13 protein-coding genes and 1 pseudogene are annotated in these 13,975 nt (G+C 37.8%); 12 read left to right on the top strand and 2 right to left on the bottom strand.

Annotated elements, in window-relative coordinates; genetic code table 11:
* The first annotated feature begins 66 nt into the window (after nt 1-66).
* The 11 genes and pseudogenes from panB to M3627_RS12180 all read left to right on the top strand — a co-directional run.
* Nucleotides 67-927, top strand: a complete 861-nt coding sequence (panB, locus tag M3627_RS12230) for a 3-methyl-2-oxobutanoate hydroxymethyltransferase (RefSeq protein ID WP_251555886.1) — start codon at nt 67-69, stop codon at nt 925-927.
* On the top strand, nt 905-1,753 hold the full coding sequence (gene panC, locus M3627_RS12225) for a pantoate--beta-alanine ligase (protein WP_169359554.1): 849 nt from the start codon (nt 905-907) through the stop codon (nt 1,751-1,753). The genes panB and panC overlap by 23 nt, the downstream gene beginning before the upstream one ends.
* 2 nt (nt 1,754-1,755) lie before the next feature.
* The gene (panD, locus tag M3627_RS12220; protein WP_169359553.1) at nt 1,756-2,139 is read left to right on the top strand and encodes an aspartate 1-decarboxylase; all 384 of its coding nucleotides are present in this window, start codon (nt 1,756-1,758) and stop codon (nt 2,137-2,139) included.
* A gap of 323 nt (nt 2,140-2,462) precedes the next feature.
* A complete protein-coding gene (gene dinG, locus M3627_RS12215) occupies nt 2,463-5,216 on the top strand; it encodes an ATP-dependent DNA helicase DinG (protein WP_251555885.1) in 2,754 nt (917 codons plus the stop codon).
* Nucleotides 5,217-5,244: 28 nt separating this feature from the next.
* Nucleotides 5,245-5,415 carry a YpmA family protein gene (locus tag M3627_RS12210; protein ID WP_144536843.1) on the top strand — a complete coding sequence of 57 codons (171 nt, stop codon included), beginning with the start codon at nt 5,245-5,247 and terminating at the stop codon, nt 5,413-5,415.
* Nucleotides 5,416-5,417: 2 nt separating this feature from the next.
* A complete protein-coding gene (locus tag M3627_RS12205) occupies nt 5,418-5,906 on the top strand; it encodes a cell wall elongation regulator TseB-like domain-containing protein (RefSeq protein WP_251555882.1) in 489 nt (162 codons plus the stop codon).
* Between the two features lie 28 nt (nt 5,907-5,934).
* Nucleotides 5,935-7,230, top strand: a complete 1,296-nt coding sequence (gene asnS, locus M3627_RS12200) for an asparagine--tRNA ligase (RefSeq protein ID WP_169359550.1) — start codon at nt 5,935-5,937, stop codon at nt 7,228-7,230.
* A gap of 73 nt (nt 7,231-7,303) precedes the next feature.
* On the top strand, nt 7,304-8,014 hold the full coding sequence (locus M3627_RS12195) for a DnaD domain-containing protein (RefSeq protein WP_251555881.1): 711 nt from the start codon (nt 7,304-7,306) through the stop codon (nt 8,012-8,014).
* A 10-nt stretch (nt 8,015-8,024) separates the two neighbouring features.
* Nucleotides 8,025-8,681 carry an endonuclease III gene (gene nth, locus M3627_RS12190; protein ID WP_169359601.1) on the top strand — a complete coding sequence of 219 codons (657 nt, stop codon included), beginning with the start codon at nt 8,025-8,027 and terminating at the stop codon, nt 8,679-8,681.
* Nucleotides 8,668-8,976, top strand: a complete 309-nt coding sequence (locus M3627_RS12185) for a YpoC family protein (RefSeq protein WP_251555877.1) — start codon at nt 8,668-8,670, stop codon at nt 8,974-8,976. The genes nth and M3627_RS12185 overlap by 14 nt, the downstream gene beginning before the upstream one ends.
* Before the next feature lie 417 nt (nt 8,977-9,393).
* Nucleotides 9,394-9,596, top strand: a pseudogene (locus M3627_RS12180) (IS5/IS1182 family transposase); the annotation flags it as partial.
* Between the two features lie 281 nt (nt 9,597-9,877).
* Here M3627_RS12180 and M3627_RS12175 read toward each other — a convergent pair.
* On the bottom strand, nt 9,878-12,529 hold the full coding sequence (locus M3627_RS12175; RefSeq protein ID WP_251555875.1) for a PBP1A family penicillin-binding protein: 2,652 nt from the start codon (nt 12,527-12,529) through the stop codon (nt 9,878-9,880).
* 21 nt (nt 12,530-12,550) lie between these two features.
* Nucleotides 12,551-13,150, bottom strand: coding sequence for a Holliday junction resolvase RecU (recU, locus tag M3627_RS12170; RefSeq protein WP_251555874.1), 600 nt, complete (start codon nt 13,148-13,150; stop codon nt 12,551-12,553).
* A 317-nt stretch (nt 13,151-13,467) separates the two neighbouring features.
* Between recU and M3627_RS12165 the strand changes: the two genes are divergently transcribed.
* Nucleotides 13,468-13,975 (top strand): transposase (locus tag M3627_RS12165; RefSeq protein ID WP_483315288.1); only part of this gene is annotated, 508 nt, incomplete at its 3' end.

Genomic DNA, 13,975 nt, shown 5'->3' with positions numbered 1-13,975 from the left:
TTCTATTTTACCAAAGGTAAGCTTATGTGCTAGACCGAGGTAATAATTTTATAAGGAGGGAAATGGATGAAAACAACGAGTGATTTTTTGAAAATGAAAAGTAATGAAGAAAAGATTTCTATGATCACAGCTTATGACTTCCCAACAGCCAAATTTGCTGAAGAAGCTAATGTCGATATGATTTTAGTAGGGGATTCAGTTGGGATGGTAGTGCTAGGGTACGATTCTACGGTATCAGTTACGATGAATGATATGATTCATCATGGTAAAGCTGCTAGAAGAGGAGCACCGAATACATTTTTAGTTGTGGATATGCCATTTGGAACATATCACGGAAATATCGATCAGTCGCTCTCTAACGCAGTTCGTTTAATGCAGGAGACGGGTGCACAGGCTGTAAAGCTAGAGGGAGCAGGAGCAATTATACCTGTAATTGAAAAGCTGACATTTGCTGGTATACCGGTAGTCGCTCATTTAGGATTGTTACCTCAATCTGCAGGAGTTCTGGGTGGATATAAAGTGCAAGGGAAAACTGCGGAAGCTGCGCAAAAACTAATTGAAGATGCCAAAAAATGTGAGCAGGCGGGAGCTTGTGCTGTCGTGTTGGAGTGTATCCCTTATCAGCTAACAGAGCAAATATCGAGTGCTCTCATGGTACCAACGATAGGAATAGGAGCTGGTTCGACTGCGGACGGCCAAGTATTAGTATTCCATGACTTGGTTAAGTATGGATCTCATCATATACCGAAGTTCGTAAAAGAATATGCGAATGTGGGGGAACCTATTTTAAGCGGTATTAAGCAGTATGTAGAAGAAGTTAAAAATGGTGCATTCCCTGCTACAGAGCATTCTTTCACCATGAAGGATGATCAACTAAACCAACTATACGGAGGTAATCCTAGCCATGCAAACAGTACAAAAGATTGATGAACTTAAAGCAATTATTGCAAAACATAAACAACACTCTATTGGTTTTGTACCAACGATGGGGTATCTACACGAAGGCCACCAAGCACTACTTACTAAAGCTCGAGCAGAAAACGAGTTCGTAGTTGCTAGTATCTTTGTAAATCCAGCACAGTTTGGACCAAATGAAGATTTAGATAGATATCCAAGAGATATTGAACGAGATACAAAGATTGCTGTAGAATCTGGAGTAGATTTACTATTTGTTCCAACGCCGGATGAAATGTATCCTTTTGAAAGTGGGATTACGATACATGCCGGTGATATTTCTACCAAGCTATGTGGTTCCACACGTCCAGGTCATTTCGATGGTGTACTGAAAGTAGTATCTAAGCTATTTCATTTAGTTCAACCTACAAAGGCATATTTTGGACAAAAGGACGCTCAGCAGCTTGCGATTATTAAGCTGTTTGTTGAAGCATATAATTTCCCGCTAGAAATAGTTGCTGTTCCAACTATACGTGAAGAAGATGGATTGGCTAAAAGTTCGCGAAATGTATTTCTTAGCGCGCAAGAACGTGAAGTTGCCCCTCATATTTACAAGGCGCTTACGCTGGCAAAAGAGAACGTGCATCGCACGGGGGATGTACAAAAGGCTATTGCTGAAGCTAAACAATATATAATTGAAAACACATCTGGTAAAATAGATTACCTGGAGGCTTTGGCTTATCCAACACTACAACCTGTAAACGAGTACACAGAAGAAGTCTTATTTGCAGCTGCCGTATTTTTTGAAAAAGCAAGATTAATTGATAATATAATAGTTAATATGAAGGAAGTGCAGTAATAATGTTAAGAATGATGTTAAACAGTAAAATTCACCGAGCAGTAGTCACTGAGGCGGATTTAAACTATGTAGGCAGTATTACAATTGACCAAAATATCTTGGATGCAGTAGGAATGCTGCCAAATGAAAAGGTTCATATTGTCAATAACAATAATGGGGCACGCTTTGAAACATATATTATCGCAGGAGAACGTGGAAGCGGTGTAATTTGTGTAAATGGAGCTGCAGCACGCCTTGTTCAACGTGGAGATATAGTAATTATCTTGTCTTATGCTTACGTAATGAATGAAGAAGCAAAAAACCATCGTCCAACAGTAGGAATTATGAACTCAGATAATACGATTAACCAAATTATCAACTACGAGCCAGAAGCAACAGTCATGTAATAATTGCACATGGAGGTGGCTGGAGAAAAAAGCCCCTGGATTTCAAAAGTCCCCGGAAATTTTACCAATCGTAAAATTTCGGGGGCTTTGTTTTTTATTGTTACTGCAACTTTCTCTCTAACAAGCTAGATCTGCACATTTTTTCGTCTAAATAGGATTTGAATTGTTTATTTGAGAATGAAAGAAGTAGGGATAATAATTTTAATTTTTTTTAAGTCCTACATATATTTCGTTTCTAATAAAGTAATGTGGTACAATTTTTAAAAAGCAGTGCTCGAGCGCTTGTTAGAATGCTTTTAATTTTAATGATGGTGAGATGAAGTGTGTTGGAAAATCATAAATATGCAGTTGTCGATATTGAAACAACAGGCCATTCATCTGCCAATGGTGACCGAATTATTCAGCTTGCAATTGTTTTTATAGAAAATAATAAAATAACGGGCTCCTTTAATACGTTTGTAAATCCGCAAAAACAAATTCCTCTATTTATTCAGGATCTAACTAACATCAAGGAAGAAGATGTCAAGGATGCTCCTAGATTTGAAGAGATTGCCCCAAAAGTGTTGGAAATGTTGCAAGATCATATTTTTGTTGCTCATAATACGAACTTTGACTTAACGTTTCTTCAGCAGGAGCTAAAACGTGTAGGATTACCTAAATTAGTTTGTAAATCGATTGATACAGTGGAATTTGCAAAGCTGATGTTTCCTAATATTTATAGTTATAAACTTCAGGATATAGCAAATGAGCTACATATAGAGCTTGAATCTGCCCACCGAGCAGATGACGATGCGAAGGCTACAGCTTATTTACTGCTGAAATGTTTTGATCAGCTACAAACGCTGCCAATGAAAACAATAGAACTTTTACATAAGAGATCCTTTCAATTAAAATCCAATCTAGCTCTTATATTTTTTGAAGTGCTGACGATGAAAAGAAAAATGTATGACTCAAAGGATTATTTAGAATATCGAGGGATCCCTTTACAATATGAAAGAGATGAGCCTCTTCCAACGCAAAGTGAGCTAGTTTACCCAAGCTCTTTCGACGAAAAGAAGCAGTTATTCCAACAAGGAAGTTTAAAGCTGGAGGAAAGAGCTGGCCAATTTGAGCTTATGGATAGAATTCACCTAGCGCTGTCCGAATCTAGAGAAATAGTATGTGAGGCCGAGACTGGGATAGGTAAAACATTAGGGTATTTAATCCCTGCTGCTATTTATGGAATAGAGCAAGGAAAGCCAATTATTATTAGTACCTACACTACTCATCTTATTGATCAACTAATAAATGAGGAAATACCGAAGCTTCATGACATTTTGAATATAAATCTTCGAGTAGCTAAACTAAAAGGGATTAACCACTATATTGACCTTTATCGTTTTTGGGAGCATCTTCAGCAAGATGACGAGTCATATGATGAAACCTTCACTATCATGCAGATTTTAGTTTGGCTTACTATGACAGAGGAGGGTGATCTTTCTGAACTTAATGTCTCTGGAGGTGGTTTACTCTTTGTTGATAAAATAAGAAGAACCTCTGAGAAGATGATAAACGACGTAAAAGGAATTGACTTTTATGAGAGAGCACTTCTTCGGAGTAAGGATTGCGATATACTTGTGACGAATCATTCCATGATCATAGCAGACAAGGATAGAGAAGTTAAACTTTTAGAGAATGGCTGTGCAACTATCATTGATGAAGCACATCAAATGATCCATGCTAGTATTTCTCGAAAAGAACGTATTTTTTCCTATACTAATTGGAAGTATATTTTAGGTCAATTTGGAACGTTAGATACCGATCATCTACTTTACAAACTGTCGCTTATAAACGTCTCTTTATCCGTACGACTCCGCATAGAGAAGCTTTTTGTAAATGTTGTAGAGTCGTTTGATCTCGCTATGTCTCACATCATTTCTTCTATACAAAGCTTCCCTCATAAATCTAAAAGTACGAAACGTACGAATACGATGGAAGAGTTAGAACTAGATAAATCATATTTTATCAAAGTAGCTAAAAATCTGCAGACGTTTATATATTCCACAAAGCCATATGTTGGCTCGTCCAAGAAAAACCTATTGGACCCTCAATTAATAGTTATCGTAAATGAGTGGGAATATTGGCTACGGGAGCTAGAGATTAAAGTAAGTGAGTGGGATGAAATATTTCTTCAGCATGGTGAAGAAGAAGCAAAATGGCTCGAACTAGATAATAGAAGTGTGCCAGGGAGCCTTACTATCATCAAAAGACCATTAGATTATCAAGAGGATATAAAAGAAGCAATGGCTCCGTTAAGAGATAGTGGAGGTATTATTTGGACGTCGGGGACTTTGACCGTACCATCTAACAAATACTTTATCACTTCACAGCTAGGGCTTAGTTCGAGTGTGCCGATTCATCAATTTAAAGTAGAATCTAATTTTTATAATGGGGCAGAGCTCTTAATTATTGAAGATATGCCGGATATTCAGCAAGTTTCACAATCTGACTATATTGAGTCAGTGGCAGAAGCAATTGTTCAGACAGTGCTAGTAACTGGCGGAAGATGCTTTGTATTATTCACCTCACAAGATATGCTTCGAAAAACGGTTGAGTTAATACAAGAGACTAACCTGCTCGAAGATTATATGCTGTTTGCCCAAGGGATTACAACTGGCAGTAGAATGCGTCTATTAAAATCCTTTCAACGCTTCTCGAAATCTGTACTTTTCGGCACCAATAGCTTTTGGGAGGGCGTAGATGTGCCAGGGGAGGCACTGTCTGTCGTGATCATGGTGCGTTTACCTTTTTCATCACCAGATGACCCATTATTTAAAAAACGTGCAGAATTAATGAGCAGAAACGGGCTTAACCCATTTTCATCCTACTCTTTACCAGAAGCAGTTCTAAGATTTAGACAAGGATTTGGTCGTTTAATTCGTTCCTCCGCTGATAAGGGAGTATTTATCGTATTAGATAGAAGAATTGAGACTAAGTCGTATGGGGCTGATTTTTTACAGGCGATTCCTAACATACCTGTAAAGAAAGTATCACTAGAAAATATAGTCTTAGAGCTAGAAAATTGGTATACTAATTAAGGATGAGTATTAGAAAGCGGGTAGAAATATGGAAAACAAAATCGAAGTCATCTCCACAGTCACCGTACAATACCAATCAGATCTATACAAAATAGTAGATGCATTGAACCGTTCTTTGAAGGAAAAGGATTTAATGTTTGGATTGGCATTAGATAAAGAAGACCAAGAAAAAGCAGTCTTTACCATTTACAGGACCTAAATATGGCACTTAAAAGATGGCTATTATTTATCGTTATTTTTACAATTAGCCTAACCGCAATCCTTAGCATTCTAATATATACTCAGGCTCGGGAGCCATTTAAGGAAGCCTTAACGTCTGCAGAATCTTATACACTAAAGAATAACTTATTGGAGACAATTGATGAATCCTATGTGTATAATAGTACCGACTCTTATCAGACGATTATAGGTAACACAAAAGATGGCGCCAAAAAAGCATTTTTTATCCCTCTGAAGGCAAATGAAGAGCCTATCATGGAGGTAAGCTTTGAAGAGGGTATATCAAAAGAAGAAGCCATCTCCATCGTTTTGGATGGAGAGCAAGAAAGTAAGGTGCTCCACGCTAAGTTAGGTGTGGAAGAGGTTGGCCCTGTATGGGAGATTACCTTTGTCAATTCAAAGGATAATCTAAACTACGTTTATCTATTATTTGATAACGGCGACTGGTGGAAGAGAATATCCAATTTGTAAAATTTATTTATGACTAATGGAGGACAACATGAAAAAAATTATGATTAAAGATATGGCCAACCATGTCGGAGAAACAATAAAACTTGGGGCTTGGCTTGCGAACAAGCGCTCAAGCGGAAAAATTGCCTTTTTACAGCTACGTGATGGCTCCGGCTTTGTACAAGGAGTAGTAGTAAAGGAAGTTGTTGGAGAAGAAATTTTCCAAACAGCAAAAGGGTTAACTCAAGAAACTTCTATGTATATCACTGGAGAAGTAACTAAAGATGAACGCTCATCTTTTGGATATGAGCTACAAGTAAAAGAAATCGAAGTAATTCACGCTGCGGTTGATTATCCTATTACACCAAAAGAGCATGGAACTGAATTTCTTATGGACAACCGTCATTTATGGCTGCGTTCTAGAAAACAACACGCAATTATGAAAATTCGTAATGAAATAATTCGTGCTACATATGAATTCTTTAATGAAAATGGATTTGTAAAAATGGATCCACCAATTTTAACTGGATCTTCTCCTGAAGGAACTTCAGAGCTTTTCCATACAAAGTATTTTGATGAGGATGCATATTTATCTCAATCTGGACAACTATACATGGAAGCTGCAGCAATGGCATTAGGAAAAGTATTCTCCTTTGGACCAACATTCCGTGCAGAAAAATCTAAAACACGACGTCACTTAATTGAATTTTGGATGATCGAGCCAGAGATGGCGTTTGTAGAATTCGATGAGAATCTAGAAGTACAAGAGCAATACGTGGCATATATTGTCCAATCTGTTCTTAAAAACTGTCAATTAGAATTAGAACGTTTAGGACGCGACACTTCTAAATTAGAAAAAATTCAAGCACCATTCCCACGTATCACGTATGATGATGCAATTAAGTTTTTACACGAGAAAGGCTTTGATGATATTGAATGGGGAGATGATTTCGGATCACCGCATGAAACAGCTATCGCAGAAAGCTATGATATGCCAGTATTCATCACGCATTATCCTATAGGCATTAAACCATTCTACATGCAGCCTCATCCAGACAGAGACGATGTTGTATTATGTGCGGACTTAATCGCTCCTGAAGGATATGGTGAGATTATCGGTGGATCAGAACGTATTCATGATTATGATTTACTAAAACAACGTCTTGCAGAGCATAAATTAGATGAATCGGCTTATGCATGGTATTTAGAGCTACGTAAACAAGGGTCTGTTCCTCACTCAGGGTTTGGGCTTGGATTAGAACGTACAGTAGCTTGGTTAAGTGGAGCAGAACACGTACGTGAATCTATCCCATTCCCAAGACTATTAAACCGTTTATATCCATAATAAGAATCAGAAAGAAAGAACATTTACGTTAATAAACTTTTACAGCGTATTATATAAGAAAGGGAGTGCGAGTATGCAAAAGCGAAATCGGCTCCGAATCTGGACAGAGCAGGGAAATGTAACCATTTCCCAGCTTTTTTTTAGCCATTACAAGGCCATTAATGTCAAGGACGAGGAAGCTATTCTGCTATTACATCTTATCGCTTTTGGAGAAGCGGGTAACCACTTTCCAACCCCTCAAAACTTAGTGGAACGTACACATTTTAACGAACATAAAGTAGTGACGATTTTACAACGTCTTGTCCAAAAGGGATTAATCCAAATTGAACAGCATATGGACGAAAATGGAGTTCATTATGAATACTATGATTTTAATCATTTATGGGAGCTTTTGGTCGATTGCGTAGAGCAACAAAACCTTAATAAAGAAGACGAAGAAGTGAAGGGCGAAGAAGGCGAAATTTACAAATTATTTGAAGCTGAATTCGGTAGATTGTTATCTCCAATGGAATATGAAACAATTGGAATGTGGTTTGACCAGGACAAGCATTCTGCCTCTTTAATAAGGCTAGCTTTGAAAGAGGCTGTCTTATCTCAAAAGCTAAGCCTGCGCTATATAGACCGCATATTATTCGAGTGGAAAAAGAAAAATATAAAAACAGTAGAAGCTGCAGAAAATCAGTCGGCTCAGTTTAGACAGCATATACCAATGCAAAGACCAAAGGAGCAATCCTTAGATGCGGCGAAAGTTCCTTTTTACAATTGGTTAGAAGAAAGAGAGTAGGTGGAGAACGTTGCTTACAAAGGCCCAATGGCATTTTTGTTTAGAGGAAATGGAAAGGATGTTTCCGGATGCTCATTGTGAGTTAGTCCACGATAATCCTTTTGAATTATTAGTAGCTACACTTTTATCAGCGCAATGCACGGATGTGCTTGTAAATAAAGTAACTAAAAATTTGTTCCAAAAATATAAAAAGCCCGAAGACTATTTAGCAGTTTCAATCGAAGAGCTACAAAACGACATACGTTCAATCGGCCTATATCGTAATAAGGCAAAAAATATTCAAGCGCTTAGTAAGCAACTAATAGAGCTTTATAATGGAGAAGTACCGGAAGACAGAGATCTACTTACTACTTTTCCAGGAGTAGGGCGCAAAACTGCTAACGTAGTTGTTTCAGTTGCTTTTGACATTCCTGCCATTGCCGTCGATACTCATGTCGAAAGAGTATCGAAGCGATTAGGACTATGTCGATGGAAGGACTCTGTCCTACAGGTCGAGGAAACGTTAATGAAAAAGACTCCGATTGAATCCTGGTCCAAGGCACATCACCAGCTTATATTTTTTGGCCGCTACCATTGCAAGGCACAAAATCCCAATTGCCCACAATGTCCGTTACTGCCTGTGTGCAGAGAGGGTAAAAAAAGGATGAGTAAAGTTGTCCAAGCTTAAAAAAGAAGACTTTGTCGGACTTTTTGCAAAGTGGTCAAAGATGCGAGATGAGATACAAGCTCATTATAAAAAAAGAAATAACGGGTCTATTGATTTAATGGAAAAAGGAATTGATCTGTTAAACGAGTTAATCGACCTTGCAGATGGCACTTGTCCATTAAACTATCAGGAACGTTTTACTTTTATAAAACAGAACTATAAAACTTTTGCGGCGTTTCGACAGCTGGATGAATTATTTAAAGAAACGGAAAAGAAGCTTGCTCTTCGCTTTATTATGGAATCAAGAAAACCTTAATTATTCAACAATGCCCCATATGTACTGCCTACTAAAAGTTAGATACTAAACTAACTTAGAGAGGGAGTCCATATGGGGCATTTTTAGATTAGGGCAGTTTAAATATAAAAAAATATGGCTATGTTAAAGGCGAGTGCACTGAAAAAGTACTTTTAAACTCTTAGAGGTAGAGTATGAATAAAGGCTCCTATTTCCTGAGACCGTGTCTTTCCGTTCCGAGCGGATGCTTTCCTGGGGGCGGCCCGGCAAGCCTTCTCCCTCGCTGCGCTCAGTCCGGGTGCTCGCCGTGGCCGCTAATCCCCTAGGAGTCACCGCTCTGCACTCCAATCCACTATAGAATTTATTAAAAATGTACTCAGGCAAAAAAATTCTTTTATTGCTATACTAAAGAAAAGTAAATGCAGGGGTGCGCACAATGATAAATATAATTTTGAGGTGGAAAAATGTAAAATATGCCCTTTCAGAGTTGGGTGTTACAAAGAAGGATAAAGAGTGGATACGGCTACGATACAGCGATTAGCACGAGTCTTTTTGGCATGGAAATACAAGGAGCCACAACCATATTTGCGGTCAACCTGAAGCGAATCCTAAAGTTACTTAACGAAGGAGAGCAAGAATAAGGCAATGAAAAAGGATGTTTTCTGTTCAATTTGAACAAAAAGTACCCTTTTTTAATTTTCAAAACAAATTTATTATAAAAACGTAAGTATTTCAGTGCCCTCTTTAAAGGGTAGGGTTGGTATTTCGTGAAACGAGTTCGTTTGTGAAATGTTACACTTAAACTAAAGTAAGCAATAAAAAATCACTTTATAAATTCAAGAAACAATTAAAAAACGAGGAAAGGGTTATAATCCCATTTCCTCGTTCTTTTTTTAATCATTTTAAGTAATAATCGGATAGTTTAAGGTGTAGATCCGGTTTCTGTGCCGTCTTCAGGGGTTTCCTCAGGATTTTCTCCATCGGTGCCTCCATCTTCTTGACCACCATCATTATTACCACCATTACCGTTGTTGTTACCATTGCCATTATTACCACTATTACCGTCATTACCGTTTCCATTATTACCATTGTTACCGTTATTACCATTACCATTACCGTTGTTACCATTGTTACCATTGTTACCATTGTTACCAGGTTGGTTTTCATTCTCGCCCTCGGTATCTTCTGGTTTTTCTTCCTCCGAGTCAGGAGACTCGAGATCTTCTTCTTCGATACCTTCGAGTACTAGCTCTACACTAGCTGATTCACTTCGAACATCCTCAGCTATTGCTGTAACGGTAAATAAATATTTACTACCAGGGATTAGAGCTTGAACAATTAACCCTGTTTTATCTGTTGTTTGTAAAATTTCGCTTGGACCGTTGTCAATAGAGACCGCTACCTCAAACTGAACGTTAACATCTTCTTCGCCTTCAGGTCCTTCGAAGTCCCAATCTAATGTTGCTGATGATGTTATTTCATCATATTGCACAGATAGGTTAGAAGGGGCATTTAGTTCTAGCTGGTCATATTCCTCAGATACTTGTTTAGGCTCTGTCCCTTTAACAAATAACTCTGTTAGCTTCATATTTTCAGGTGTATACTCACTAGCTAATTTTAATGGATTAGAACCTCTTTCAACTGTTACTTCTACGACTGAATTAGGCTTTTTAAATCTTTCTGTTTTCTGTCCTTCTGAAATACTTCCCATAATTTCTTTAAAGATTCGTTGTGGAAGACTTCGTTCTTCGGCAGTTGTAATAGCAGAGTTGTCATCATAACCTGACCAAACAGTTACTGAATAGTTAGTTGTGTACCCTGCAAACCATACATCTGGAACACCTTTTTTATCTCCGCTGAAATTGGACGTACCAGATTTTCCTGCTACATCTAATCCGCTGATTGCTGCAGCCTTACCAGTTCCTTTTGTTAAAACATCACGTAAAACGTCTGTAATAATGTAAGCTGTTGAATCCTTCATAACTGTCTTGGATTCAGGCTTGTAATTTTTCTCTGTTTTGCCATCTCTGTATACAATTTTGTTAATAGCATATGGTTCTGTATGATTCCCGTTATTACCAAACGCAGCGTATGCTCCTGCTAGTTGAATAGGGGACATAAATTTTGAAATACCACCAATTGCATAGGCTTCATTTACTGTGCCGATATCTACTCCAAATCGACTAATAAATTCTCTTGCGTTCTTAGTACCTACTTCTTTTAATGTTTTGACTGCTGTAGTATTGCGAGATTTATATAATGCTTCACGCATAGTCATAGCACCTAGATATTTATTATCGGCATTACGTATTACTTGATCAGTACCTGTATACTTAATATCTTCATCTACGATGGTTTGAGCAGGTGACCAGTCTAAAAATTCTACAGCTGGACCATAGTCTATTAAAGGCTTAATAGTCGAACCAGGTGAGCGTTCTTTCATATCATGCGCATGATTATATCCTCGATCTACTCCGTAATTTCTTCCTCCACCAGCAGCGACAACTGCTCCAGTCTTAGTATCAATTACTGCAACACCAGCTTGTATATCTTCAGTAGGGAAGATGTCTGAGTTTAAGGTTTCTTCTACTTTCTCTTGAGCTTTCGGTTGAAGTGTAGTATGGATAGTTATACCTTCGGAAATAGCATCTGCATCTCCATTTTCTTCAAGTTCTTCTAATACTATATCGATAAATGCATCGTATTTAGAATCTTGGTTCGCTACTCTTTGATCTTCGGGTAGAAGGGAGTCAGCAACTGGAATAGCTTGGGCTGCTTTCATTTCCTCATCTGTTATTTTGCCATGAAGATTCATTAAGTAAAGAACTGTATTTCTTCTCTTTTCAGCAAGTTCTGGATTTTTAAAAGGGTTATAGTTATTAGGACTTTGAGGCATTCCCGCTAATACAGCCATTTCATGTAATTCAAGATCCTTTAGTTCTTTCCCATAAAAATATTTAGAAGCAGTACCAAAGCCATAAATACGTCCTGACATTAAAATTTTGTTGAAATACATTTCAAAAATTTCTTCTTTTTTATATTCACGCTCTAATTGTAGAGCTAAATGGGCTTCTTGAGCTTTACGTTTTATTGTTTTTTCATTTGTAAAGAAAGAGTTTTTGACAACTTGTTGAGTAATTGTACTTGCACCCTGTGCACCAAATCCATCCTTCAGGTTGGCTAAAACGGCTTTACCTAAACGTAAGACATCTACTCCCATGTGATCGTAGAAACGAACATCCTCTGTTGCCAAAATGGCATCTTCCATTTGTTGAGGAATTTCCTCATAGGATATATATTCTCGGCTTTCACTTCCGACGGTTGCAAACTCTTCACCGTTTGCGTCTAATAGTTTAGGACTGATCGGGTCTTTTAGTAATTCCTCATCTAAATCTGGTGCTGTGCTTGCATAATATGCATAAACGGACCCACCAGTTATTAATCCTACTAATCCAATAGCTAAAATTGCTATCATGATACGTTTTAGCCATGTTTTTGCAGGTTTTGTTTGTTTTTTCTTTTGTTCAAGTTGTTGTTTTCTTCTTTGTCCACGAGTAGATTTTTGCTCACTCATAAACGTCTCCTCACTTTCCCTTTATACATACAAGTCATTAACTATCTTTAAATAATTGACCCTTGGTGCATATTTTGGAGTTATTTCAATCCCATATTCCTCAAATTCCCCGAGAGTGATTGATTTTCTTCCTCCAGATCGCATTCTATCCCAAAAAAATTTTAAATGCTCGTAAGACAAATAAAAATATCGATCCGTTGTTGAAAAACGAACCAATAGAAAGCTAATACCGAGTTGCTGAACAACTCTTCCCATATGTTCTACTTGATGAAGATGAACGTTTTTTAAAGGAAATGAAGTCTTATTTTCCGTTTCTTTTGCTTCAAAGTCAATATATTTCCCTTTGTATACCCCGTTAAAGTCAGTAGTGGATGGTGTCCTGTAATAAGCTTCTTTTATAACCGCCGAGCTTCTACTTGGGTAATCTACCTTAACGACCTGAATAGGTATTGGTTTTTTATAGATGACAGCAATGTCATGAGCTAGATAGTACTCATTGGCATCATTTATCTCATCTTCTAACGTCTTACCCCTATTACTGAAAGAATAATCCTTTTGCTTTGGGGTTTTTGTTTTCTTGGTAGGTGTATATACCTTCCCATTAGGGTATTGGATAGCCAAGACAATCACCTCTTTTATGATATTAGTTTATCACAAGTTAGTTAGACGAACGAGTAATCAATTTAGTTTCATTTGGCTATGTTAAGGGTTGGGTTGATTTATGATGCAAAGAAATCTTAAATCAGAGAGTAGAATTGATTTTTCGCCCCAGCCGGACGCTTTCCTCGGGGTGAGCGATAAGCCATCACCCATCGCTTACGCGCGTGGTTGTGATGTCTTATCTGTCTCACTCATCCCGTAGCATAGCTATCAAGTTAAGAAGTTTATAAAAACCCTCGAGGTTGGTATAGAAAACTAACCAACAGGAGGTGCTTCACATGAAAAAAACAGATTTAGACGAATGGAAACTCTTAATGGAACAATTGTATAAACTATTTTCCCCAGATAAGTTGGATTGTTGGGCCAAAGAATCAGGATGGATCAAACGAAAACGAAAGCTTGATGCGTATTCATTTCTCCACATCCTTCTTTATCATTGCGGAAACCTGGCCGGCAGTTCGCTACGCGAGCTCAGCCTGTCATTAGAAGAAACCTGTCATATTTCTATGACTCCAGAGGCAATAAACCAACGTTTAAATAAAGAATTAATCGTATTTCTAAAAAAGTGTTTGGAACATTTTATACAAGTGGAGTTAAATTATCAGTTGCCGATCAGTGACGAACTACGAAAATTTTGTGAGAGGATCCGTATAATAGACGCGACCATCCATTCCCTTCCTTCGGATTTGAAGGAGACTTTTCCTGGCGTCTATCGAGCCGAATTAAAATGCCAACTGGAGTATGAATTCCTGACAGGACAGTTCATATTGGCTGACTGGATGAACG

The sequence above is a fragment of the Psychrobacillus sp. MER TA 171 genome, assembly GCF_023713305.1.
Lineage (GTDB): Bacteria > Bacillota > Bacilli > Bacillales_A > Planococcaceae > Psychrobacillus.
This window is presented reverse-complemented; position numbering and strand designations above follow the sequence as displayed.